At 75.0% G+C, this 23825-nt stretch carries 16 protein-coding genes, 1 tRNA gene and 1 pseudogene; 11 read left to right on the forward strand and 7 right to left on the reverse strand.

Translation table 11 applies throughout. From position 1 onward, the window contains the following. Positions 1 to 97 precede the first annotated feature (97 nt). Positions 98 to 2455 carry a GTPase-associated protein 1-related protein gene (locus IE295_RS02200; RefSeq protein WP_190061677.1) on the forward strand — a complete coding sequence of 786 codons (2358 nt, stop codon included), beginning with the start codon at positions 98 to 100 and terminating at the stop codon, positions 2453 to 2455. A gap of 34 nt (positions 2456 to 2489) precedes the next feature. Here the strand turns inward: IE295_RS02200 and fdhD are convergent, their stop codons facing one another. Then, positions 2490 to 3323, reverse strand: a complete 834-nt coding sequence (fdhD, locus tag IE295_RS02205; RefSeq protein WP_190061678.1) for a formate dehydrogenase accessory sulfurtransferase FdhD — start codon at positions 3321 to 3323, stop codon at positions 2490 to 2492. Between the two features lie 184 nt (positions 3324 to 3507). On the opposite strand from fdhD, the pseudogene IE295_RS02210 reads away from it, so the two are divergent. From IE295_RS02210 to IE295_RS02230, 5 genes and pseudogenes are all read left to right on the forward strand, one after another. Next, a pseudogene (locus IE295_RS02210) lies at positions 3508 to 5071 on the forward strand (aldehyde dehydrogenase family protein). 141 nt (positions 5072 to 5212) lie between these two features. After that, positions 5213 to 5297 (forward strand) — tRNA-Leu (locus IE295_RS02215). Between the two features lie 67 nt (positions 5298 to 5364). Further along, complete coding sequence (gene uriT / locus IE295_RS02220) at positions 5365 to 6828, forward strand: uridine transporter UriT (RefSeq protein ID WP_190061679.1); 1464 nt, start codon at positions 5365 to 5367, stop codon at positions 6826 to 6828. A 123-nt stretch (positions 6829 to 6951) separates the two neighbouring features. After that, positions 6952 to 8511 carry an FAD-dependent monooxygenase gene (locus IE295_RS02225; RefSeq protein WP_190061680.1) on the forward strand — a complete coding sequence of 520 codons (1560 nt, stop codon included), beginning with the start codon at positions 6952 to 6954 and terminating at the stop codon, positions 8509 to 8511. Positions 8512 to 8593: 82 nt separating this feature from the next. Next, positions 8594 to 10168, forward strand: a complete 1575-nt coding sequence (locus tag IE295_RS02230) for an FAD-dependent oxidoreductase (protein WP_190061681.1) — start codon at positions 8594 to 8596, stop codon at positions 10166 to 10168. A gap of 3 nt (positions 10169 to 10171) precedes the next feature. On the opposite strand, the gene IE295_RS02235 is transcribed toward IE295_RS02230, so the two are convergent. The 4 genes from IE295_RS02235 to IE295_RS02250 are packed head-to-tail and all read right to left on the reverse strand — an operon-like array spanning position 10172 to position 17725. Beyond that, the gene (locus IE295_RS02235; protein WP_190061682.1) at positions 10172 to 11371 is read right to left on the reverse strand and encodes a cytochrome P450; all 1200 of its coding nucleotides are present in this window, start codon (positions 11369 to 11371) and stop codon (positions 10172 to 10174) included. Continuing rightward, the gene (locus tag IE295_RS02240; protein ID WP_190061683.1) at positions 11368 to 12975 is read right to left on the reverse strand and encodes an FAD-dependent monooxygenase; all 1608 of its coding nucleotides are present in this window, start codon (positions 12973 to 12975) and stop codon (positions 11368 to 11370) included. The genes IE295_RS02235 and IE295_RS02240 overlap by 4 nt, the downstream gene beginning before the upstream one ends. Beyond that, a complete protein-coding gene (locus IE295_RS02245) occupies positions 12972 to 16265 on the reverse strand; it encodes a ferritin-like domain-containing protein (protein WP_190061684.1) in 3294 nt (1097 codons plus the stop codon). Before IE295_RS02245 ends, IE295_RS02240 begins: the two co-directional genes overlap by 4 nt. Continuing rightward, positions 16265 to 17725, reverse strand: a complete 1461-nt coding sequence (locus IE295_RS02250; protein WP_224322965.1) for a flavin monoamine oxidase family protein — start codon at positions 17723 to 17725, stop codon at positions 16265 to 16267. The genes IE295_RS02245 and IE295_RS02250 overlap by 1 nt, the downstream gene beginning before the upstream one ends. A gap of 477 nt (positions 17726 to 18202) precedes the next feature. Here IE295_RS02250 and IE295_RS02255 point away from each other — a divergent pair, with 477 nt between their 5' ends. Both IE295_RS02255 and IE295_RS02260 read left to right on the forward strand, forming a co-directional pair. Next, positions 18203 to 19177 (forward strand): DMT family transporter, encoded by a 975-nt coding sequence (locus tag IE295_RS02255; RefSeq protein WP_190061686.1) that lies wholly within the window; start codon positions 18203 to 18205, stop codon positions 19175 to 19177. Positions 19178 to 19312: 135 nt separating this feature from the next. Then, positions 19313 to 19813, forward strand: a complete 501-nt coding sequence (locus tag IE295_RS02260) for an inorganic diphosphatase (protein ID WP_190061687.1) — start codon at positions 19313 to 19315, stop codon at positions 19811 to 19813. Positions 19814 to 19860: 47 nt separating this feature from the next. Here IE295_RS02260 and ssgD read toward each other — a convergent pair whose 3' ends face one another. Next, on the reverse strand, positions 19861 to 20274 hold the full coding sequence (gene ssgD, locus IE295_RS02265; RefSeq protein ID WP_086572067.1) for a spore wall synthesis regulator SsgD: 414 nt from the start codon (positions 20272 to 20274) through the stop codon (positions 19861 to 19863). A gap of 302 nt (positions 20275 to 20576) precedes the next feature. On the opposite strand from ssgD, the gene IE295_RS02270 reads away from it, so the two are divergent. Continuing rightward, complete coding sequence (locus IE295_RS02270; RefSeq protein WP_372478794.1) at positions 20577 to 21662, forward strand: WD40/YVTN/BNR-like repeat-containing protein; 1086 nt, start codon at positions 20577 to 20579, stop codon at positions 21660 to 21662. An 11-nt stretch (positions 21663 to 21673) separates the two neighbouring features. On the opposite strand, the gene IE295_RS02275 is transcribed toward IE295_RS02270, so the two are convergent. Beyond that, positions 21674 to 21973 (reverse strand): YciI family protein, encoded by a 300-nt coding sequence (locus IE295_RS02275; protein WP_190061688.1) that lies wholly within the window; start codon positions 21971 to 21973, stop codon positions 21674 to 21676. A gap of 85 nt (positions 21974 to 22058) precedes the next feature. Between IE295_RS02275 and IE295_RS02280 the strand changes: the two genes are divergently transcribed. Together IE295_RS02280 and IE295_RS02285 are read left to right on the forward strand one after the other, a co-directional pair. Further along, entirely contained in the window at positions 22059 to 22760 is a 702-nt protein-coding gene (locus IE295_RS02280) for an endonuclease V (protein WP_190061689.1), read from the forward strand. Between the two features lie 31 nt (positions 22761 to 22791). Further along, the gene (locus IE295_RS02285; RefSeq protein ID WP_190061690.1) at positions 22792 to 23715 is read left to right on the forward strand and encodes a dihydrodipicolinate synthase family protein; all 924 of its coding nucleotides are present in this window, start codon (positions 22792 to 22794) and stop codon (positions 23713 to 23715) included. The last annotated feature ends 110 nt before the right edge of the window (positions 23716 to 23825 follow it).

The raw sequence follows: 23825 nt of genomic DNA on the forward strand, positions 1-23825 counted from the left end.
CGAAGAGAGAAAACAGCACGGGCGGCCCGGCCGGCAGGCGGCCGCGCCGGACGCGAGACGGCGAGACGAGACAGCGAGAGGCGAGAGGGGTGCCCGCGTGATCCTGCAGCAGCTGCACTACACCTCCACCGCCGTCGCCCCGGGCCCCAACGGCTCGGGATTCCGCTTCACCGCCGCCAGCCCCGAACTGCCCATCACCCTGCTGGGGGAAGCCGAGCAGCTGATCGCCTACGAGCCGCCGAGCGACGCCCCCGGATGCCCCTCCGCCGAGGAACTCGCCGTCTTTCCCGTGGCGTTCAGCCACAACCGGCTCTCCGACGGCAGCCGGCTCCTGTGCCGCACCGTGCGCACGGGCCCCGGCCGTGTCGGCCGGCACGGCAACTTCCACGCCCACGCCGTGCGGCTGCCCGAGGGCGGCGGACTGCCCGGCGGCCTGCTGCCCATCGAGGCGTGGGAGTCCCCCTCCTGGGCGGACCGCACCCCGGACGGCGGCATTCCGCAGCCCCTGGACGGGCTCGTGCCCGCCCGGCGGATCGACAAGGCGGGGCTGTTCGAGTTCGTCCACGCCCGGGCGGAACGCCTCGAGCCGTTCCTCACGGACGTACGGACCCTCTTCCGCACCCCCGACGCCCAGCAGATCCTCGTGATCGAGCACGACAGCGCCCACATCGCCCACTGGGTCGCCATCGCCAGCGCCGTCCTGCCCCGCGAGCTCGCCGACCGGCTCACCTTCACCACCTACACCCGCCGCCCCATGCTCGCCCGGCACCAGATCGTCGGCGCCTTCCCCGACGCCGACTTCGACTACGTCTCCGCCGCCGCCCAGCACCGCTACCGCGTCCACGACTGCACCGGCGGGCCCTGCAGCCCCGCCCGCGCGGAGCGCGACCTGTGGGCCGCCGTGGCCGCCCGCGTCTGGCTGGCCGGCCGCCCCGCGCTGTTCGCCGAGGCCGCGCGGCGCACCGGAGTGGGGCCGGAGACCGCCGACGAGGCCGACCGCCTCGCGGCCCTCGCCGCCCGCGAGGGCATCCCCCTCGACTCGAAGGGCCGCACGGCGGCCGCCCGGTGGACCCGCGACCAGGCCCTGCGCGGCGACCTCGACCCGGAGCTGCGCTCCCGGCTCCTGGCCACCCTCGCCTCGGGCGGCACGGACCGCACCCCCGAGGAGTGGACGGTGCTCGCCGCGCTCGCCGAGGAGTTCTCCCGGGCCGCCTCCCGCACGGCCGCCGCCCCCCTCCGGCGCGACCTGCGCGCGGAGCTCACCCGCGCGGCCGAGACGCCCGACACGCCCCTCGTGCGCTTCCTCACCCTGCTCCGCCTCGCCAAGGCGCTCCGCGTCGACCACACCCCCGTGCTGCCCGTGCTGACCGCGCGCCTGACGGCCGTCCTCCTCGACGACACGGCCCCGGACCGCAAGGTCGTACGCGCGGCCATCGACGCCCACCACGAGCTGCGCACCGCCGTCCTCGACGGGCTCGACCACACCGCCGCGACCGGCGACCCCCGGCCCATCACCCGCCTGCTGGCCGCCGAACTGCCCGGCGCCGACCTCACCGGCCGGCCCCACCTGCGGATGGCCGCCGCCATGGACGGCCGCCCCGCCCCCGAGGGCTACGACCGCCCGCCGCTCCTGCACACCCTCGTCAAGACCGCGGGACCCGACCACCAGCAGACGCCGTCCGTGCTGCGCACGGCCTTCCGCCTCATCTGGGGCGACGCGCCGCTCACCGCCACCGAGGCCGACGCGCTGCTCGGCGCGCTCCCCGACGGCTGGTACCACGCGGACGGCCTGCCCGAGGCGTTTGTCCGCGCCGCCCTCGACAGCGCCCCCGAGGAGCCGGTGGCGCCCCGGTTGGCGAAGAACCTCCTCGAGTGCCTCCTGGCCGGAGGCGTGGAGCTGCCCGCCAGACGGCGGGCCGCGCTGATGCTCCTCGAGCTGGCCGGCGACCTCGTGTCGGGCGAGGCCCTGCCCGGCTGCGTCGCACGGGTCGTCGCCCTGCGCCGGCAGGCCGCCCCGCTCGAGGCCGGCGTCGACGAGCGGCTGACCGACGCCGTCGCCCGGTGCCTGCTGTCCATGGACCCGCCGCCCGACCCCGGCGAGCTGCCCGACCTCGTCCACGCCGGGGACGAGCACCTCCTGCGCGCCTACGCCGAGGAGGCCCGCGGCGAGGCCGTGGCCGAGCTGCTGCGCACGCCCACCTACGCCGCCGTGTGCTTCGTCGCCTGGCACACCGCGCCCGGCGCGAGCGAGGTGTGGGACGGCATCCGCGCCGACCTGCTGTCCTCGGTGCTGCGCCCCGAGGTGCGCCGGATGTCCGCCGAGGACCTCGAGGAGATCCGGCACTGCCTCCGCCAGATCGGCGGGCAGTGGGCGGAGGTGTTCCACGAGTGGGACCGGTTCGGGGTTCTCGGCAGGCTCGGCGGCCGCTGGCGGGGCTTCGGCCGCCCGGGCTGAGCGGCGGCTTCCCGAGCGGTGGGCCCGGCGGCCCTCAGCCCAGGACGACGCGCTCCTCGCCCGCGTACACGTTCATCGACGCGCCCCGCAGGAAGCCGATCAGCGTCATCCCCGTCTCCACGGCCAGGTCCACCGCCAGCGACGACGGCGCCGAGACCGCCGCGAGCACGGGAATCCCGGCCATGGCCGCCTTCTGGGCGAGTTCGAAGGAGGCGCGCCCCGACACCAGCAGGATCGTGCCGGACAGCGGCAGCAGTCCCTCCTGGAGCGCCCGCCCGACGAGCTTGTCGACGGCGTTGTGCCGGCCCACGTCCTCCATGACGTCCAGGAGTTCGCCGTCGGCGGTGAACAGCGCGGCGCCGTGCAGGCCGCCGGTGCGGTCGAAGACCCGCTGCGCCTCGCGCAGCCGGCCGGGGAGCTCCGCGAGCAGGGCGGGCTCGAGCCGCAGGGGTGACGGCCCGTCGGCGACGGGCCAGCGGGCGGTGGTCCGTACCGCCTCCAGACTCGCCTTGCCGCACAGGCCGCAGGAGGAGGTGGTGTAGACGTTGCGCTCCAGGCCGGTCTCGGGGACGGGCACGCCGGGGGTGAGGCGGACGTCGACGACGTTGTAGGTGTTCGAGCCGTCGTCCGTGGCGCCCGCGCAGTAGACGATGTTCGCCAGTTCCCCGGCCGCGCCCAGCACGCCCTCGCTGACCAGGAAGCCCGCCGCGAGGGCGAAGTCGTCGCCCGGGGTGCGCATGGTGATGGCCAGCGGCTTGCCGTTGAGCCGGATCTCCAGCGGCTCCTCGGCGACGAGAGTGTCCGGCCGGGTGCCGACGGCCCCGTCCCGGATGCGGATGACGCGGCGGCGCTGGGTGACCCGTCCCATGGCGATCAGTCCCGGAGTGAAGTCGACCTAGTCGAGTGAGGTGGGCAGTGTCGCAACGAACGCTCTCACGTGACGTGGGCCTCATCGGCGGCGGGTGCCCTTCCCGGGCCGCCGCCGGTGGCTACCGTTCGGTAGGAAGCGTCAATTCCCCGCCCCGACCGTGCACCGAGAGCGGAGATCGACCATGACACCCACCCTCACCCTCAAGCCCGGCACGGACTGGGCGACCGCCTGGCGACGCTGCCGGGCCGTCGCCCCCGAGGCCTTCCGCGACGACCGCGTCCTCAACCTCTGGAACGGCGCCTGGCACGCCGACGGCGACCCGCTCCCCGCCACCACCCCCGTCGACGGCACCCCGGTCGCCGGGCCGCCCCGCCTCGACGCGGCCGCCGCCCACCGGGCCGTACGGGCCTCCCTCGACCAGCACCGCGCCTGGCGCGAGGTGCCGCTCGCCGACCGCACCGCCCGCGTCGGCGCCGCCCTCGACGCGCTCGCCGAACACCGCGACCTGCTGGCCCTGCTGCTGGTCTGGGAGATCGGCAAGCCCTGGCGGCTCGCCCGGGCGGACGTGGACCGGGCCATCGACGGCGTGCGGTGGTACGCGGCCGGGATCGACCGCATGCTGACGGACCGCGTCCCGCTGCCCGGCCCGGTCAGCAACATCGCCAGCTGGAACTACCCCATGAGCGTCCTCGTCCACGCGATGCTGGTGCAGGCGCTGGCCGGCAACGCGGTCATCGCCAAGACCCCGACGGACGGCGGCCTCGCCTGTCTGACCGTGGCGAGCGCCCTGGCCGCCCGGGAGGGCGTGCCGGTGACGCTGGTGAGCGGCAGCGGCGGCGAGCTGTCGGAGGCGCTGGTGCGCGCCCCGGAGATCGGCTGCGTGTCCTTCGTGGGCGGCCGGGACACCGGCGCGCGGGTCGCCACGGCCGTCGCCGACCTCGGCAAGCGGCACATCCTCGAGCAGGAGGGCCTCAACACCTCAGGAGGGCCTCAACACCTGGGGCATCTGGAACTTCACCGGCTGGGACGCGCTGGCCCCGCAGCTGCGCAAGACCTTCGACTACGCCAAGCAGCGCTGCACGGCCTACCCGCGCTTCGTCGTCCAGCGCACGGCCTTCGCCGACTTCCTCGAGCACTACCTGCCCGCCGTGCGCTCCGTGACCCTGGGCCATCCGCTGGCGGTCGAGGACCCGGCCGGGCCGCTGCCCGAGCTCGACTTCGGGCCCCTGATCAACGCGGCGAAGGCCAAGGAGCTGACCGGCCAGGTGGCCGAGGCCGTCGACCGCGGCGCGATCCCGCTGCACCGGGGCGCGCTCGACCCCGGCCGCTTCCTGCCGGGCCAGGACACCGGCGCGTACATGGCGCCCGTGGCCCTCCTCAACCCTCCGCCCTCCTCGCCCCTGCACCACGCCGAGCCCTTCGGGCCCGTCGACACGATCGTGCTCGTGGACACCGAGGCCGAACTGCTGGCCGCCATGAACGCCAGCAACGGCGCTCTCGTGGCGACCCTCTCCTGCGACGACCCGGCGACCTACGAGCGGCTGGCCCCGCAGATCCGCGCGTTCAAGACCGGCCACGGCACGCCGCGCTCGCGCGGTGACCGGCAGGAGCTCTTCGGCGGCTTCGGGGCGTCCTGGCGCGGCGCCTTCGTGGGCGGCGAGCTGCTGGTCAGGGCGGTGACCCAGGGCCCGTCGGCCGACGAGCCGGTGCCGGGCAACTTCCCGGACCACCACCTGATGCCCTGACCGCCCGGCGCCCCGCCGACGGCCGGCCCGCGCACCGTACGCCCCACGGCCCCCTCCCGGCAGCCTGGTGAGAGGCACTCCGAAACCTTGGTAGAGTTATCCATGTCGCCGCGGGGAACACCCCGCCGAGACAAACACCTGGTCCGGGTGGCGGAATGGCAGACGCGCTAGCTTGAGGTGCTAGTGCCCTTTATCGGGCGTGGGGGTTCAAGTCCCCCCTCGGACACAACGAAAAACCCCAGCTGAGCTGGGGTTTTTCTGTGTGTGCAGAACCAAGCGGAGATCCACCAAGCATGAACGTTTCCACCACCGACCGCGCCGGCCGCGTCACCGGTGACCTGCCCGCCGCCGATGTGACGGGCGGCCGACCCGTCCGGGTGGGCGTGCTCGTCGCCGCGCTGCTCACGGCCTGTGTGGCCTTCCAGCTCAACGCCAGCATGCTCAGCCCCGCGCTGAAGAGCATCGAGGACAGCCTGGGCGCCAGCTCGGCCGAGATCGGGCTCACCCAGACCGCCTTCTTCACCTCGGCGGCGCTCTTCTCGCTCTTCCTGCCCCGCCTCGGCGACGTCATCGGCCGGCGCAAGGTGCTGGTCGGCATGCTGGCCCTGATGGCCGTCGGCTGCGTCGTCGCGGCGCTGGCGGAGAGCGTGCCCATGCTGTTCGCCGGCCGCGTCCTGCAGGGCGCCTCCGGGCCCACCGTGCCGCTGTGCCTGATCATGCTGCGGATCGAGGTCACCGAGCCGAAGCGGTACGGCACCCTGCTCGGCGTGATCACCGCGGTCAACGGCGGCGTCGCCGGCGTGGACTCCCTCGCGGGCGGCTTCCTCGCGGACCACCACGGCTTCCAGGCCGTCTTCTGGGCGATGGCCGTCGTGGCCGTCGTCGCCACCCTCCTCGTCGCCACCCTGACGCCCGAGTCCAAGGTCGCGGGCGCGCACCGGATGGACTGGCCGGGCGTGGGCCTGCTCGTGGTCTCCGTCGGCGCGCTGCTCATCGCGCTCAACGAGGCCGGCAAGCTGGGCGACGCCCGTTGGTCGATGGTCGCCTTCCTGGTGGCCGTCTCGGCGGCCGCCTTCGCCCTGTTCTGGCGCACCGAGGACCGCACCCCGCACCCGCTGGTCGCCACCCGCCACCTCAAGCAGCGGGCGACCTGGGCCACCCTGCTGACCACCGTGCTCACCATGACGGGCGTCTTCGCCGTCATGAACGGCCTCATCCCCTCCCTCGCCCAGGACGTCCAGGCGGGCCTGGGGCTGTCCGCCGAGGCCTCCGCGTGGTGGACCCTCACCCCGTACGCCCTCGCGGGCCTGGCCATGGGCCCGGTCGCCGGCCGCCTCGCCGCCACCTTCGGCTACGGCCGCGTGCTGCGGCTGGGGCTCGTGGGCTCCGCGGCGTCCGTCGTCCTGATGATCCTCACGATCCCCGCCCACTCGCGGGCGCTGCTCCTGGTGGCCTCCCTGCTGGTCGGCATCACCTACGCGGGCGTGGCGAACATCGTCCTCAACGGCCTGGGCATCGTGCTGTCCCCCAAGGAGAACCCGGGCTTCCTGCCCGGCCTCAACGCCGGCGCCTTCAACCTCGGCGCGGGCCTGAGCTTCGCCCTCCTCTACGCGGTCAAGACGGCCACCCAGCCCTCCGACCCCGCCTCGTCCACCGGCTACACCGCCGGCATGATCGCGGGCGTGGTCATCATGGCCGCCGCCCTGGCGACGTCCTTCCTGATCCCGAAGCCGGTCGCGGCCGAGGCGCAGGACTGACGGCGACGACAGCGGCGACCGGACAGCCCCTGAGGCGACCGATACGACGAGAACCCCGGCTCCGGCCGGGGTTCTCCCGTTTTCCGGTACCCCTCGGCCGCGTTCCACGGCAAGGTGGAAGGAATGGCGTCAGCCGTCCGGCGGGGGGAGAGCGCGATGACGGACTTCCGGGATGTCGTGGTCATAGGGGCGGGTCCGACCGGGCTCGCGCTCGCGATCGGGTTACGGCAGTACGGGGTGGACGTGGCCGTCGTGGAGAAGGAGGCGCGGGGGAAGCGGGAGGCACGGGCGGGGGTGGTGTGGCAGCGGGCCCTGGAGGTGCTGGCGGACCTGGGCTGCGCCGAGGAGATGGTGGCACAGGGGGTGCGGCTGCGGCGGGTGGAGGTGTTCGCCGAGGGGCGGCGGGTCGGCGGAATGGGCGTGGGGTGCGGGGGGACGGCGTTCCCGTATCCGCTGTCCATCGAGCAGGACGCCGTCGAGCGGTTGCTGGGGGAGCGGCTGGCGGCCGTGGGCGGCGAGGTGGCGTGGTCCACCGAGGCGCTGGCGGTCAGGACCGGCGACGCGGGGGCCGAGGTCGACCTGCGGCACGCGGACGGGCGGATCTCCACCGTCCGCTGCGCCTGGGTCGTCGGCTGCGAGGGGGCGCACAGTGTGGTGCGCAAACAGCTCGGCATCGCGTTCGAGGGGGAGCGGCGGCCCGACCTGCAGTGCGTGCAGCTCAACGCCGAGGCCGACTGGAAGCATCCGTACCACCGCGACCGGAGCTACTTCTTCCTGGAGCGCGGGGCCTCGCTCGGGGTCTCTCCCCGGCCCGGCGGCGGATACCGCTTCTTCTGCTTCACCACCGACCCGGACCCGGCTCTCCAGGGGCCGCCCGGCGTGGAGGAGATGCGGGAGCTGGTCGCCCGGACCGCGCACGACCCGGGCGTGCGGCTGGTGCCCACGGACCCGCCGTGGGCCAACCGGGCCCGCTTCCAGGACCGCGTCGCCGCCTCGCTGCGGTCCGGGCGCGCGCTGCTGGCCGGGGACAGCGCCCATCTGTGGGCGCCCATCGGCGGGCACGGGCTCAACACGGGCCTGCGCGGCGCGCACAACCTCGCCTGGAAGCTCGCCGCCGTGCTCCGCGGGTGGGCGCCCGGCGAGCTGCTCGACACCTACGACACCGAACAGCGGCTCACCGCCGGCAAGGTGATGCGGGAGATGCGGCACAACCTGCTGGAGCTGCCGCCGACCGCCCTGACGCTCCGGGGCATGCGGCTGGCGGGGCCGCGGCTGATGGGCAGTGAGCGGTTCGCCGAGCGGATCCGGACGATGCTCAGCGACCTGGCCATGCACCACCGCGAGAGCGCCCTGTCCGAGGGCGGCGCTGGGGACCGGCTGGCCGACCCGCCGGTCATGGTGGCGGGGCGCCGGCGCCGGCTGCACGAGCTGCTGTCGTACGGGCGCTGGACGCTGCTGGCCGCCCCCGGGGCGCCGCTGCGCGAGGACGATCTGCGGGCCGTGACGGAACGTCACGCCACACCCGTGGCGCTCGTCCGGCCGCGGCTGGACCCGGGGATGGAGCGGCGGCTGCCCGGGACGGCGCTGGTGCTCGTACGCCCCGACCGCCACATCGCGCTCAGCACCGACCGCCTCGAGGAGCTGGAGGCGTACATGCGCCGGTGGTTCGTACTAAATAGCTAATATCGGAGAATAGCCGCCTATTGAACCCCTACCGCTTCATCCCGGACCATAAAGGGGGATGAAGCGGAAACGGGGGGACGGCATGAGGGATGACATCTGCCCGGATGTCCTGATCATCGGCGGCGGGCCCACCGGGCTCGCCCTCGCCGTCGCACTGCGGCAGCACGGGCTGGACGTGGCCGTCGTCGACAAGAAACCCGGCACCCAGCGCGAGGTGCGGGCCAGCGTCATCTGGCAGCGGGCGCTGGAGATCCTGCGCGACCTCGGCTGCGCCGACCGGTTCGTGGACAGCGGACTGCCCCTGCGCCGGGCCGAGATGTACGTCCAGGGCCGCCGTGTCGGCGGCCACGAGACGGCCGTGGAGCACACGGCCTTCCCCCGGCCGCTGGGCATCGAACAAGTCGCCATGGAGAGCCTGCTGGCCGAGCGGCTGGCCGCGCTGGGCACCGAGGTGCGCTGGGAGACCGAGGCGGTGGCCGTGCGGCCGGGCACCGTCGGCGCCGAGGTGGACGTGCGCGGCCCCGACGGCCGGCTGCGCACGATCGGCTGCCGCTGGGTCGTGGGCTGCGAGGGCGCGCACAGCCTCGTCCGCAAGACGCTGGGCATCGCCTTCGAGGGCGAGCGCCGCGCCGACCTGCAGGCCCTGCAGATCAACGCCGTGCCCGAATGGAAGTACCCCGTCGCCCCGGACGTCACCTACTTCTTCCTCGAGCGCCGCGTGTGCCTCATCGCCTCGCCGCGCCCCGGCGGGGGCTACCGCTTCTTCAGCTTCTGCCAGGACCCCGACCCCCGCCGCGTGGAGGCGCCGGACGCCGCCGAGATGCGGGACCTGATCGCCCGGGCCGCGCACGACCCGGACACCCGACTGACGGCCACCGACCCGCGATGGCTGAACCGGGCCCGCTTCCACGACCGCCTCGCCGCCTCGCTGCGCGAGGGCCCGGCCCTGCTCGCCGGCGACAGCGCCCACATGTGGGCTCCGGTGGGCGGCCGCGGGCTCAACACCGGCTTCCGGGGCGCGCACAACCTCGCCTGGAAGCTGGCGGCCGTGCACCGCGGCTGGGCCGTCGACGCGCTGCTCGACACCTACTCCGCCGAACAGCGGCGCACGGCCCAGGAGATCATGCGGCAGATGCGGCGCAATCTGCTGGAGCTGCCGCCGGCCCCGCTCACGCTGGCCGCCATGCGGCTCCTGGGGCCGGCGCTGATGGGCAGCGAGCGGTTCAGCCGGCGGGGGAGGATGCTGCTCAGCGAACTCCCCCGGCACCACCGCGCGAGCGAGCTGTCCACCGACAAGGGCGGCCGGGGCGCCCTGCGCGCCGGCGACCGGCTGCCCGACCTGCCGGTCGGCGAGCACGGCAAGCGGGGCGGGGTGCACGACCTGCTGTCCTACGACCGGTGGACGCTGCTGATCGTCGGGGCCGGCGACGCGATCGGCAACGACCAGCAGTTCGCCCCGCTGAGCCGGCTGATCGGCCGGTACGCGATTCCGGCCGAGGTCTGCGTCCTGCGCCCCGGGCAGCTCGACGACGGCGCGCTGCCCGGGGACACGATGCTGCTCGTACGGCCCGACGGGCACATCGGGCTGCGGGCCCGGCTCGGCGACCGCAAGGCCCTGGAGGACTACCTCCGGCGGTGGTTCCTCCCCCGGAGCTGAAACTCAGCCGGTCCGCACCACCATCCGCGACGGCCCGTGGAAGACCAGGTCGTCGGCGTACGCCACCGGCTCGTCCGCCAGGGCGAGCCGGGGCAGGCCGCGCAGCAGCTCCAGCAGGCCGGTCTCCGCCTCGACGCGGGCCAGCGGGGCGCCCACGCAGTAGTGCCGGCCCATGCCGAAGCCGCAGTGCCGGCGGGCGTCGCGGCGGATGTCGAGCCGGTCGGGGGACGGGAAGCCCGCCGGGTCACGGTTGGCCGAGCCCAGCACCAGGGTCACCTTGCTGCCCGCGGCGATCGTCCGCCCCCCGATCTCGTCGTCCGCGACGGCCCGCCGGCTGATCATCTGCACCGGCGAGTCGTAGCGGACCAGTTCCTCCACCGCGCCCGGCATCAGCTCCGGCCGCGCGCGCAGCAGCGCGAGCTGGTCCGGGTGGGCGAGCAGCGCGAGCAGGCCCTTGGTCACCAGGTTGGTGGTCGTCTCATGACCCGCCGTCAGCAGGTGGACGCAGGTGCCGACGAGGACGTCGTCCTCCAGGGGCAGCGCCTCCTGGGCGCGCAGCATCCCGCCGATCAGGTCGGCCTCGTAGCGGTGCTGCGCCGCCCGGCGGCGGGCCAGCTCGGCCCGGAAGTACGCGTCGAGTTCCCGCGCCGCCGCGTCGGCCACCGCGAAGCCGTCGGCCCGGCGCGCCACCCGCGCGCTGGTGGCCTGCTGCAGGTCCACCGCCCGGGCGCGGAACCACGGCCGGTCCGCCGCGCTCACGCCCAGCAGTTCGCTGATGACGAGGATGGGGAAGGGCGCGGCGAAGCGGTCCACCAGGTCGGCGGTGCCCGCCGCGCGCAGCTCCTCGGCCAGCCCGGCCGCGAGCTGCCGGATGCGGGGCCGCAAGGCCTCCACGATGCGCGGCGTGAAGCTCTTGGCCACCAGCGCGCGCACCCGCGTGTGCTGGGGAGGGTCCATGAAGACCATCCAGTTGGCGGTCGTCCGCCGCAGGTGGGGGCACTCGCGCGGCAGCCGGGACGGCGCCCCGCCCCGCCCGTAGCCCCGGCCGGTCAGCACCCGGGCCACGTCGTCGTGGCGGAAGAGCAGCCAGCCGTCGTCGGCCCGGTGCACGGGGTCCAGCTCGCGGTAGCGTCGGTAGAGGGGGTACGGGTCGGGAACGTGGACGTCCGCCGCGCGGAACGGGGGAAGGGGCGCGCCGCTCATCGCGCACCCCGCACCGTGTCCGCCAGCGCCCCGGGCTCCGCCGGGAGGGCGGTGCCCCGCCAGGCGACGTGGCCGTCCGGGCGGACGAGGACGTGCCGGCCCCGGTACGGCCCCGGCGCCGCCTCCGCGTCCCAGCACGTGACGTCCAGCGGCACGCGCCGCCGCGCGAAGGCGTCCTCGAACCCCTTCAGCCGCGGCTCGTCCGCCTCCGCCGCGCACAGCAGCCGGAAGGACCGCCCGAAGAGGTCGAGCGTGGAGCGCCCCGCGCCCAGCCGCGCGTGCGGCGCCCGGCCGCCGGGCAGGGGCGTGTGTTCCCAGCCCCCGTCCCGCTCGCCGCCGCCCACGACCAGCGGCGAGTCGTAGCGGTAGCCGAAGTGCACGTCGGGCGCCTCGAATTCGCGCCGCACCCCGCCGCACCGGAGCCCCTCCGCCAGCGCCGCCCGGGCCTTTGCGCCCTCCGGGGTGTCCAGCAGGACCGCCTCGGGGACCTCGCGGCGCACCGTCCGCGCCAGATGGACGTTGGCCTCCTCGAGGCTGTGCGCCGCGACCGGGCGGCGCTCGGTGTCGTACGCGTCGAGCAGCCCGGGCCCGGCCCAGCCCGCCAGCTCGCCGGCGAGCTTCCAGCCGAGGTCGGCGGCGTCGGCTATGCCGGTGTTCATCCCGAAGCCCCCGGAGGGCGACAGGGTGTGGGCGGCGTCGCCTGCGAGCAGCACGCGGCCGGCGCGGTAGCGCTCGGCGACGCGGTGGGTCAGGTACCAGACGTTCTCGGAGACGATCTCCAGCGGGGTGTCGAAGGCGATGGCCGAGCGGACCACCGACAGCGCGTCCCCCTCGAGGGTCAGCCCCGCCCCGGCCGTGAGCCGGTACAGCTCGCGGCCGTCCATCGTCCGCAGCGGGAAGCGCAGCCCGCCGGGCCGGACCAGGAAGTGCACCAGGGCGGTCCGCCCGGCCAGCCGCTCGCGCAGCCCGGGCGCCCGGAAGAGGATGTTGCGGAAGACCCGGGTGGCGTGACGGGCCGGCGCCGCGATGCCCGCCGCCTTGCGCACGGGCGAGGACGCGCCGTCGCAGGCGGCCAGATAGCGCGCCCGGACGGTCAGTCGCCCGCCGCCGTCGTTCAGGTCGCGCACGGTGGCGGTCACCGCGTCCGCGTCCTGGGCGACGTGCTCCACGCGGCAGCGGCGCCGCAGCGGGCCGTCCGGGTGGAGGCCCACCGCGCGGGCCAGCAGCGGGGAGAGCCAGTGCTGCGGGCACACCTGCTCGGGCTCGGGCGTCCAGGGCGGTTCCGGCCGGCCCCGGGCCGTACCGAAGTCCAGGCGGTGGATCTCGTGGCCGCCCAGCGCGGTCACCCAGGCGACGTCCAGCGAGTGGTCCTCGGGCCAGCCCGCCGCGCGGATCGCGTCCGCGACGCCCCAGCGCCGGAACAGCTCCATCGACCGCGGGCCGACCGTGCCCACCTTGGGGTGCGCCACGCTTCCGTCGGAGGCCTCCATCACCATGAAGTCGACGCCCCGGTAGGCCAGATCCAGGGCCAGTGCCATTCCGACCGGTCCCGCCCCCACGATCAGGACGTCGGTGTCGTAGTGCGTCGTGCCCGTGTTCCTCATGCCCGTTCCTCACTCCGGCGGAAGAAGTCGGCGTAGAAGGCCGCCATGTCGGCGACCTGCCCCGGCACCGGCTCGCATTTGCGCGCCGCCGCCGACAGGTGGTCGAAGCGCAGCGCGAGCGAGCGGCGGGCCACGTCGGGGCGGGGCGTGCAGGCGGGCGGGGCGTCGAGCTCGAAGGTGGGGCCCGCCGTGCGGCCGCGCCGCCCCGACTCCATCGTCACCAGCACCTCGGCCAGCGGGCGCATCAGGCCCGTCATCACGTCGATCGAGGCGTTCATCAGCCTCGATCGGCGCAGGCTCCCGTCCGGGCTCTCGCCGAAGTGCTGCGCCATCAGCTGCAGGGCCAGGTGGTACGAGCGGTTGAACAGCCGCCCCACCGCCCGCGCCTCCGGGTCGGTGATCGCGTCCTTCGCCCCGCCGCCCGCCCCGAGGGTGGGGTTGCGCAGCACCGGGTAGGCCGGGTTCCACGGCACCAGGTGCCCGTACGGGCCCGGGACGCGTTCGGTGGTGAGCGTCTCGGCGATCCGCAGGAAGCTGCGGAAGTGCGAGGTGTCCGAGGGCGCGGAGCCGCCCAGCACGCCGCCCTCGCCCTGCTCGGCGATGAAGTCCACCGCGAACAGGGCGCTGGAGAGGTCGTCGACCTCCAACTGGTAGTCCGGGTGCACGGCGTTGACCGATTCGCGCATGAACAGGTGGTGCTCGCCGCCGCCGCGCCCCTTCTCCACCAGGAACAGGTCGGGGACGCGCCGCAGCCCCTCCCTGATCCCCGCGTACAGCTCGCTCACCGAGCCCCAGGTGAAGCCGAGCGGCCGGACGGCCCGGCCGCGCGGCCCGCCCGCGGCGCGGATCCCGGGGACGAGCCCCGCGGGCTGCTCGATGGCGATGTAGCGCTGCACGCTGCCGACGCTCAGCCCCTCGAGCGCGAAGTCCAGCGGCACCGGCAGCTCGGCGCCGATCGTGGCGAAGTCGACGAGGGGGATGTGGAAGGGCTCGCCCGTCGCCGTGATGATGTTGTTGACCAGCAGGAAGTGGATCATCTCCTCGCGCGCCACGTTCAGCAGGACCCCGCGGATCCCGTCGTCCGTCGTCGCCCCGCCCTGCCCGCACGCGATCTCCAGCTGCCCGGCGGTCCACTGCCCCCGCCGCACGTACTCCCGGCCCGCGCCGTGGGCCGGCACCGAGAACGCCGCGTAGAGGTACTGCAGCATCACGGCCAGCTCCAGGGCGGCCGCCTGCCGCAGCGCGGTCAGCAGCTCGCCCCGGGTGGTGATCGACGGCTCCCCGCCGAGGACCGCCGGGGTCCTCAGCGGCGGGCGCGTCCGCGCCTGCTGGTTGCGCAGGTACGCCAGCAGCAGCCGCGCCTTGGGATCGGTGAGATCGCGCGTGGGCGGCATGTAATAGGTCTTCTCCTTGTTGCGCGGGTCGCACATCTGCCACACCAGCTCCGCGTACGTCTCCACCTTGCAGCGGTCGGCGAGGCTGAAGACCTCCGAGCGCATGAAGGAGGAGAGGTGCTCGTAGTAGGCGAAGACCTCCCGGTGCAGGAGCGCGAAGTCCACCTCCGCCCTGGGCACGTCGTCCAGGTGCCAGTCGTCGGGCAGAACGCGCACCGCCAGCCAGCCGGCGCCCGCCCAGAAGCCCAGCGCGTCCTCGTCGTCGTACGCGGCCCACGCCGAGCCCGGCGCGTCCGTCCCGACGGGCGGCGGGCCGGCCGGCTCGGCGGACAGCAGCACGCGGCACGTGCCGGCCCGTTCGCCGCGCAGGGTCAGCAGGCCGCGCCCGTGCTCGTCGGTCGCCACCGCGCACTCCCCGGCGTACGGCCCCTCGTCACGCATCCCGAGGACGACCGCGTCGCCGCAGCGGGCCCCGGGCGCGCCCGCGACCGGATCGGCGGGCAGGGCACGGGGGTTGAAGTACTGCCGCACCGACACCCGTCCCACGCTCGCCGGACGGCCGCGCACGAACGACCGCAGCGGCACGCCGACCGCGTGGTCGCGGCCGCGGGCACGGTCGCGGTGGTGCAGGGCGAGGAGGGCGTCGTCGGTCTGGACGTTGGCCTCGCGCTCGGCCAGCAGCGTCGTCGGCCGCCGGGCGCCGGGTGGGGTGCCGGTCAGGCACAGCCCCTCGTCCGCCGCGGCCCCCCACCCCGGCTCGGCGGGCACCGTGACGATGCCCGAGGTCGCGTCGCAGGGGTACGCCCCCGCCGGCACCCGGGCGATCAGCCGTCCGGAACCGGCCGTACGCAGCTCCAGGTCACCGGCGTCCAGGGGCGGCCCGAGCCGGTGCAGCGGGCCGGGGCCCGCCTCCCGCGCCCGGTGGGTGACCGGCACGGCGGAGACCATGTTGAAGGCGGCCCGGCCGCGGGCCACCTCCACCGTCATGTGGTGCAGCGTCCGGCCGGCCCCCGCGAGGGGGACCAGCAGCCGTCCGGCGGGGTAGCTGCGCATCTCCTCGGCGCGCCACGGGGCGATCGTGCCGCGCACCCGCCAGTGGCTGGGGGCGTCGGGGACCGTGGGCGAGGACATGTCGTCCAGGGCGAACTGCACCACCAGCCCGTCCGCGCCGTGCTCCACCGCCCGGCGCAGCGCGCCGACGGCGGGGGAGAGGCCGCTGTCCGGCAGCCACCCCAGCCCGTGCGCCGGGCCGCCGGGCGGGGTGAGCACGAACTGGTGCACGGCGCAGTAGCGCAGCTGCCGGGCCAGGACGTGCTCCCCCACGTCGAGGACGCGGCCGAAGTCGACCCAGCGCGGCGGCTGGAGGCCGCTGACGGGGCCGGTGAGCATGTAGCCGTCGTCGTGCGAGCGCCCCAGCCGGCCGAACCCGAACCGGCCGGCCATCAGCGCCATGGTCCACCCCGAGGCCGGGTCGAGGTCGAAGACGCGGGCCCGGTTGACGGTGGTGCGCAGGTATTCGTTGTAGTGCCCCCAGACGTCCACGCTCCGGCCCACGACGGGATCGGCGGTGTCGGGCGGATCCCCGGGGGCGGCGTCCGGGCCCTGGACCGACACGACCTCGGCGGTGATCCAGAAGTGGCCGTTGCCGTCGAAGTTCCAGCCCGTCGCGGCGCTGAACTCCCCGTCGGGCGACGGCCGTCCGGCCGCGTCGAAGCGCGGTCCGCGCCGCCGCAGGTAGTCGTGGTACTCGGCGGCGGGCCGCTCGGCGGGGAACGGCCCGTCGTCCGTCAGCGCGCGGTGGGCCGCCAGGTCGGTCAGCCCGCTGCGCGGTCCGGTCGGCAGCTTCGTCGTGGCGGTGCCGGCGAAGTGCAGCCTGGGCAGGTCGAACACGCTCATCACAGGGCTCCCGCGGGGTCGTGGCGGTCGGCGGCGGTCGCGGTGCGGTGGGCCGGCTCGTGGCGTTCCACCGCTTCGACGGCCCGCAGCGCGGATTCGATCCCTCCCTCGATCCACGCGGAGGCAGTGGAGCAGTGTTCGCCGGCGAAGAACAGCCTGCCCACGGGGCGGAAGGCGCGGCGCAGTTCCTGCGCGCACCTCTCGTCGCTCTTGCCCCAGCGGTAGGCGCAGCCGCCGCCGCTCCAGGGGACGTTCCCCCAGGCCACGCTCACGACGTCCAGCACCATGCCGGGGGTCATCAGCTCGGGGTGGACCGCGCTGAGCTCGTCGAGGACGAGGCGGTGGCGCCGCCGCACGGACATCCGGCCGAACCGGGCGGCCTCGTCGCCGATGGTGTAGCTGGCGAGCAGCGCCGCGCCCCGCCCGGGCTCGCCGTCGGCGGCCGGATAGTACGTCTGGCGGACGCGCCCTCCGGTGAACGAGGCCCCGCCCTGTATGCCGCCCTCGCGCCAGAACGCCTCGCGGCAGTGGACGGCCACCTTGGTGGCCGGGCAGTACTCCACCTCCCGCAGCACGTCCAGCTTGTCGGCGTCCAGCCCCCGCAGCCGCATCCGGCGGACGGCGGGGAAGGGCGCGGTGCACACGACGAGGTCCGCGTGCTCCTCGAACGTGCGGGCGCCGGCGCGGACCGTGAGCCGGACGCCGTCGTCGCACACCTCGATCCCGGTGACCCGGTGGCCGAGGAGCACCGGCCCGCGCAGCCGGCCGGCCACGGCGCGCGGCAGCGCGTCCATGCCGCCGTGCAGGCGCAGCAGGTCGGGGCTGGTCTCGGCGAGGATGTCGTCGAGGAAGCTGTTGAGCCGGGCGCTGCAGCCCGCCCGGATGCCGGGATGGGCGGAGAACAGCGAGTGGAGGTCGACGCGGTCGCGGGCCGGGCCGCGCAGGTGCGGGCCGAGGTCGACGAGGGCGACCAGGTCCAGCAGTTGGCGGCGCAGGTCCATGCGCAGTGCCTCCCGCAGGTCGGGCGGGGCGATGGCGTCGACGATGGCCGTCAGCCAGGCGCCGAAGGCGACGATGCCGTCGTCGGGGCGCTGCCACGGGCGGTGTCGCTCCAGCTCGCGCAGGAAGTTCTCGCGCAGCGGGGCGGCCGCGTCCCGGATGCGCAGGAAGCCGTCCCCGGTGCGCAGGAATGCGTTTTCGTCGGACAGGAGTGTGGTGAAGGTGCGGAGTTTTTCGTCCAGCCCCATTCGTCGAATGTATTCGAGCGTGGTGTGGTGATGGGCCGGAATGCGCATGGCGCCGAGCTCCACGGACGGTGCGCCGGGGCCCCGGCCGAACCGGTGGGTGTGGATGCGTCCTCCGATGCGCGTGGTGCCTTCCAGGACCTTCACGCGGTACCCCCGGCACTCCAGTTCGTGGGCCGCGACGAGACCGGAGATTCCGGCTCCGACGACGGCCACCCGGCGGCCGGGCTGTTCGAATTTATCGAATGTGTGGGCATGCCAAACTCGCGAAGCGGCGTCCATCGGTGTTTCCCCCCGTGACCTGCTCAATTCCCCGTTCGAGCCCGCCCAGATATTTCATGTGTGCGGGCTCGGGACAAGGGTAATTCAGGCCGACGGCATTCCGGCGGGGGATTTTCCGGCAGGCGTCGACAAAGGATGAGACGGCATACGCAGAAAAACGGCCGAAGATCCTCCGGAAATACCGGACGGAAATGCGCCGGTGTGCTCCGACAACACACGCCGGTCGTCTCATGGTGCGCGTGACGCGCTTGTGCCTCTCCCGCGTACTCCTTCAGGAGTACGGAAAAGCCCGTACTCAAGTACGACGCCCCGGCCACCGGCGGACGGCATCGTGGAGGGCATGGATCACCAGGGGACGGATCGAAGAGACGGGCCGCATCGCGCGGACGGCCCGGGCGAGGGGGGACGGACGTGAGCACGCTCGCCCAGGCGGTGTTGCTGTGCCTGGTGTCCGCCGTCTGCTACGCCGGCGCGGCCATCGCGCAGGAGCGCGTCGCCGCCACCGGCCGCGCGTACGCGGCGTACGCGCCGCTGCGCCGCCCCGGCTGGTGGGGCGCGGTCGTGCTCACCGGGCTGGGGTCCGCACTTCACGTCGTGGCGCTGGCCTGGGGGCCGCTGAGCCTGGTGCAGCCGCTGGGCGCCCTGACGATCGTCTTCGCCCTGCCGATGGCCGCCCTGTTCGCACGCCGGCCCGTCGGCCGCGCCGGCTGGCGCGGCGCCCTGCTGGCCACCGTGGGGCTGGCCGGACTGCTCAGCCTGACCGGGCCGCCGCGCACGGAATCCCTCGCCGCCACGGAACGGCCGGTCCTGGCCGCCGTGGTGCTCGCGTTCGTCGTCGTGGTGGCGCTCGGCGCGCGCCGGCTGCGCCGGCCGGTCGTCCGCGGCGTGGCGCTGGCGACGGCCGCCGGCGCCGCCTTCGGGATGGCCTCGGTCTTCACCAAGGCCGTCGCCGAGGACTGGGCCGCGCACCAGGCCGTGGCCGCCCTGCTGCCGCCCCTCGGCGTCATCGCCCTGCTCGCCTCGGCGGGCATGCTGCTGTCACAGGCCTCCTACCGCGGCGCCGGCCTCGCCGCTCCCCTGGCCACGGTGACCGTCGTCAACCCCGTGGTCGCCGCGGCGGTCGGCGTCCTGGCGCTCGGCGAGGGCTTCCGCTTCGGCGCGGCCGGCGGCCTGCTCGCGGGCGCGGCCGGGCTGCTGGCGGCGGCCGGCGTGGTGTCACTGACGCTGCAGGGCCCCGCGGGCGGGGCACGAGAGGTCGTCGTGGCGGCCGGACCGGCGCGCGCGGCCGGGCCCGCGGCGGCGGGATCCGTGGCCGTGCCCGTGCCCGGCGCACGGGCGCACGGCCGGCGCCCGGTGCCCAGCCGCTCCGGCGCGGGGCAGAGCTGACGGGCCGTAAGTCGTAGGCCGGCACCGGATGCGGGACGGCGACCGGAGGCGCCCGGTGCGCCGGAGGCGCCATGGCGCTCGTAGGCCGGTTCACGCCACCATGGTGATCCGCCGCCTCTTTCCGGAGGAGCCCCCATGGACTTCGACGTCGTCGTGGAGATCCCGCAAGGCAGCCGCAACAAGTACGAGATGGACCACGCGTCGGGGCGCATCCGGCTGGACCGGATGCTGTTCACCTCGACCCGCTACCCGGCCGACTACGGCTACATCGACAAGACCCTCGGCGCCGACGGGGAGCCGCTGGACGCGCTCGTGCTGGCGGGTGATCCCACCTTCCCCGGCATCGTCATCCGGTGCCGGGCGATCGGGCTCTTCCGGATGCGCGACGAACGGGGCAAGGACGACAAGGTGTTGTGCGTGCCGTCGGGGGACCCGCGCCACGAGCACCTGAGGGACCTGCGGCACCTGCCGGAGTTCGACCGGCTGGAGATCCAGCACTTCTTCGAGGTCTACAAGGAGCTCGAACCCGGCAAGTCGGTGGAAGCCGCCCGCTGGGCGGGCCGGGACGCCGCCGAGACCGAGATCGTCGCCTCGCGCGTGCGGGCCGAGCGGGCGGGGGAGAGCGCGCGCTGGTGAGGGGTCCGCCCGGGCCGCACCGGCCGCGGTCCGGGCGGGTCGCGCCGTCAGGCCTGGCGCAGCAGGGCCGCCAGGTCGCTGTCCACGTCGAGGTGGCCGCCCTCGCCGCCCACCGGGACCAGCGTGTACGTGCGGGCCAGGAACGCCCGTAGCTCAGGGGTGTCGATCTGCACCATGGCCACGCCCTCCGGCGCGTGGAACTCCAGCACCGTGCGGTGCGGGCCGCACGGCCACACCCGTACGTCGCCGCCGCCCGCCGAGCGCAGCAGGCCCCGCGCCAGCAGCTCGCGGGCGAAGGCCCATTCGACGTCCGCCCCGTCGAGGGAGGCCGCCGGAGGGAAGGCCACGCGCACGGCGAAGGGGTCGGAGCGCCGGTAGAGCAGACGCGCGGGAACCGTCCGGGACGGCGGGGCCGACGCGATGATCCGTGCCTGGACAGCCTGTTCGATGACAGTGGACAACGCCAGCTCCCTTGCGGTTGTTTTCCGGTGGTGCTCTTCCGTGCCGTTACGACGTCCTCGTCTGGTGAGACGAGCGAACGATCGTCGTAGTGCACATGATTCGAGCGTGAGCTGTATCACTGCCCTTTCAAAAGAAGACATTTGCCTTCTACGTCAATGAACTTGAAGGAATAGTCCCAAGGGTGGCGGTGTCACGCGTCAACCGGGCCCCTCCGGCACCGGCAGCACCGCCCGTTGCGCGTCCGGGGCCGCCCGGCTCTTGTCGTGGACGCGTCGCCGCCGCTCCGCTAGCTTCCCCCTTCATGAAGCGGATGGGGAAGACGTTGCGCGCAGTACTGGCGGGGGCCTGCGGGGCCGCCCTCGCCCTGGCGGGGACGGCGCCCTCGGCGCACGCCGCCCCGCACCCGCCCCGCCTGTCCTGGGAGGCCAAGGACACCGGCTCCGACGCCCGCTTCCGGGGGCTGGCGGCCGTCGGCCGGTCCACGGCGTGGCTGGCCGGCACCAAGGGGACGGTCCTGCTCACCCGGGACGGCGGTCGCCGCTGGCGCGACGTCTCGCCGCCGGGCGCGGGAGCCCTGGAGTTCCGCGACGTCGAGGCGTTCGACGCGCGGCACGCGGTGGTCCTGGCCATCGGCGAGGGCGAGGCCTCGAGGATCCTGCGCACCGACGACGGCGGAGCCAGCTGGACCGAGACGTTCCGCAACACCGACCCGAGGGCCTTCTACGACTGCGTGACGTTCTTCGACCGCCGGCACGGCATCGTGCTGGGCGACCCCGTCGACGGCAGGTTCCGCGTCCTGGCCACCGGCGACGGCGGGCGCAGCTGGCGCCCGACGCCCTCCGAGGGAATGCCCGCCGCCCTGCCCGGCGAGGCGGCCTTCGCCGCGAGCGGCCAGTGCGTGGTGAGCTCCGGCGGCCGCGACGCGTGGATCGCCACCGGCGGCGCGGCCACCTCCCGCGTCCTGCACTCCGCCGACCGGGGCCGCACCTGGACGGCCACCGCGACCCCGGTGCCGGCCGGCGACCCGGCGCGCGGGGTGTTCGCGCTCGCCTTCCGCGACCGTACGCACGGACTGGCCGTCGGCGGCGACTACCGCACCGGGCAGCCGTCGCCGGCCGCCGCGGCCCTCAGCGGCGACGGTGGCGGGCGCTGGACGTCCGCGCCCCGGCCGCCGGCCGCCTACCGCTCCGGCGTCGCCTGGCTGCCCCGCGACCGCGCCACGGCCCTGGCCGTCGGCCCCACCGGCAGCGAGGTCAGCACGGACGGCGGCCGCCGCTGGCAGGGCTTCGACACCGGCTCGTACGACACGGTCGACTGCGCCCCCGACGGCGCCTGCTGGGCGGCCGGGGAGAAGGGCCGCGCCGCGCGCCTGGGCACGGGGCGGTAGGGCCGGCTCGCTCAGGACGGCAGTTCCTGGCGGTAGGGCGCCATCGCCTCCGAGGTCTTCGTCGGGATGAACTCCGTGATCGTGTACTCGCACACGCCCGCCACCGTGAACGGGTCGCTCTGGGTGATCTCCTCGATCTTCGACCGGTCGTCGCCGAGGGCCAGGATGATCCCGCCGTCGCGCGGCACCTTGCGGCCGGAGGCGATGAAGACGCCGGACGCGTAGTGGGCGTCCAGCCAGGCGACGTGCTCCGCCAGGGCCGCGTCGATGCGCTCGATGGGGGCGATGTAGGTCAGTTCCAGTACAAACATGATCGACAGGCTACGCCGCGGCCCGGCGGCGGGACGGTGCCCGCCGACGGGCGTGGCGCGCGTGTCCCTTAGCGTGGGGGGCACCATGACTGACGCACCGCACGCCCTGCCCCCCGACTGGCCCACCACCGAGGCGGAAGCGACCGCCGTGCAGGAGGAGTTGCGGGGGCGGGTGGTGCTGGACGAGCCCGGGCCGCCGCCCGGCGCGCCCCTGGTGGCGGTCGGCGTGGACGTCGCGTACGACGACGAGCACGACGTCGTCGCGGCGGCCGCCGTCGCGCTGGACGCCACCACGCTCGACGTCGTCGCCGAGGCCACGGCGGTCGGCCGGGTCTCCTTCCCGTACGTGCCGGGCCTGCTGGCGTTCCGTGAGATCCCCACCGTCCTCGACGCCCTCGCCCGGCTGGACCTCACGCCCGGCCTCGTCGTCTGCGACGGCTACGGCCTCGCCCACCCCCGCCGCTTCGGCCTGGCCAGCCACCTCGGGGTGCTGACGGGCCTGCCGGTCGTCGGCGTCGCGAAGAACCCCTTCACCTTCCGCTTCGAGCCGCCGGGGCCGCTCCGCGGCGACGCCTCGCCGCTGCTGGACGGCGAGGAGGAGGTGGGGCGCGCGCTGCGCACCCAGCCCGGCGTCAAGCCGGTCTTCGTCTCCGTCGGCCACCGGGTCGGCCTCGACCAGGCGTGCGAGCACGTCCTGCGGCTGGCACCGCGCTTCCGGCTGCCGGAGACCACCCGTGCCGCCGACGCGCTCTGCCGGCGGGCGCTGGCCGGCCAGGGGCGCCCTTGACGTCACCGCGGCCGTCGGCCAGAGTCGGCGCGTGGTCGTCTCCGGGGTCGTCCCCCCGCTCTGCACGCCGCTCACCGCCGACGGCGAGGTCGACACCCGTTCCCTCGGCGCCCTGGTCGAGCACGTCCTGGGGGCCGGCGTTCATGCCGTCTTCGTCCTGGGGACCAGCGGTGAGAGCGCCCATCTGACCGACGCCCAGCGCTCGGCCGCGCTGGCGGCCGCCCTCGAGGCCGTCGCCGGCCGGGTGCCCGTGCTGGCCGGGGTCATCGACATGACCACCGCCCGCGTCCTGGAGCACGCCCGCGCGGCCGCCGCGCTGGGCGCCGACGCGCTCGTCGCCACCGCGCCGTTCTACACCGGCACCCATCCGGCCGAGGTCGCCGACCACTTCCGGCGCGTCCGGGCCGGTGCCGGGCTGCCGCTCCTCGCCTACGACATCCCGTCCACCGTGCACACCAAGCTCACGACCCCGACGCTGCTCGAGCTCGCCGGGGACGGCACCCTCGCCGGGCTCAAGGACAGCAGCGGGGACCTCGGCGCCCTGCGGCGGCTGCTGGTCGCCCTGCGCGAGCGGGGGCGCGCCCACGACTTCGCGGTCCTGACCGGCTCCGAGCTGACGGTCGACGGCGCGCTGCTGGCGGGCGCGGACGGCGTCGTGCCGGGGCTGGGCAACGTGGACCCGGCCGGCTACGTACGCCTGTACGAGCACGCCCGCGCCGGGCGCTGGGCGGAGGCGGCCGCCGAACAGGACCGGCTGGCGGCGCTGTTCGCGCTGGTGGACGCCGGGGCCACGGCGGAGATGAGCGGCAGCGCGGCGGCGCTGGGCGGCTTCAAGGAGGCGCTGCGGGCGCTCGGGGTCATCGAGTCCGCGGCCACCGCAGCGCCGCTGCGGCCCCTGCCGGCCGAGGCGGTGGCGCGGGTGCGGCGGCTGCTGGCCGAGGCCGGGCTGCTGTAACCGCCGGGCCGCCGGGCTGCCGGTTGCGGGCCCGGCGTCCGCGCGCCGCACGGGCCGCGATGTCAGTGGCATGGGGCACCATCGAGGTCACCAGAGAACGCCCCGACCGG

Source organism: Streptomyces griseocarneus (assembly GCF_014655595.1).
Lineage (GTDB): Bacteria > Actinomycetota > Actinomycetes > Streptomycetales > Streptomycetaceae > Streptomyces > Streptomyces griseocarneus.

Coding starts and splice junctions, on each gene's coding strand:
- fdhD (WP_190061678.1), bottom strand. CDS start 3,323: ATGGGACGGGTCACCCAGCGCCGCCGCGTCATCCGCATCCGGGACGGG.
- uriT (WP_190061679.1), top strand. CDS start 5,365: ATGAACGTTTCCACCACCGACCGCGCCGGCCGCGTCACCGGTGACCTG.
- IE295_RS02225 (WP_190061680.1), top strand. CDS start 6,952: ATGGCGTCAGCCGTCCGGCGGGGGGAGAGCGCGATGACGGACTTCCGG.
- IE295_RS02230 (WP_190061681.1), top strand. CDS start 8,594: ATGAGGGATGACATCTGCCCGGATGTCCTGATCATCGGCGGCGGGCCC.
- IE295_RS02235 (WP_190061682.1), bottom strand. CDS start 11,371: ATGAGCGGCGCGCCCCTTCCCCCGTTCCGCGCGGCGGACGTCCACGTT.
- IE295_RS02240 (WP_190061683.1), bottom strand. CDS start 12,975: ATGAGGAACACGGGCACGACGCACTACGACACCGACGTCCTGATCGTG.
- IE295_RS02245 (WP_190061684.1), bottom strand. CDS start 16,265: ATGAGCGTGTTCGACCTGCCCAGGCTGCACTTCGCCGGCACCGCCACG.
- IE295_RS02260 (WP_190061687.1), top strand. CDS start 19,313: ATGGACTTCGACGTCGTCGTGGAGATCCCGCAAGGCAGCCGCAACAAG.
- IE295_RS02270 (WP_372478794.1), top strand. CDS start 20,577: ATGAAGCGGATGGGGAAGACGTTGCGCGCAGTACTGGCGGGGGCCTGC.
- IE295_RS02275 (WP_190061688.1), bottom strand. CDS start 21,973: ATGTTTGTACTGGAACTGACCTACATCGCCCCCATCGAGCGCATCGAC.
- IE295_RS02280 (WP_190061689.1), top strand. CDS start 22,059: ATGACTGACGCACCGCACGCCCTGCCCCCCGACTGGCCCACCACCGAG.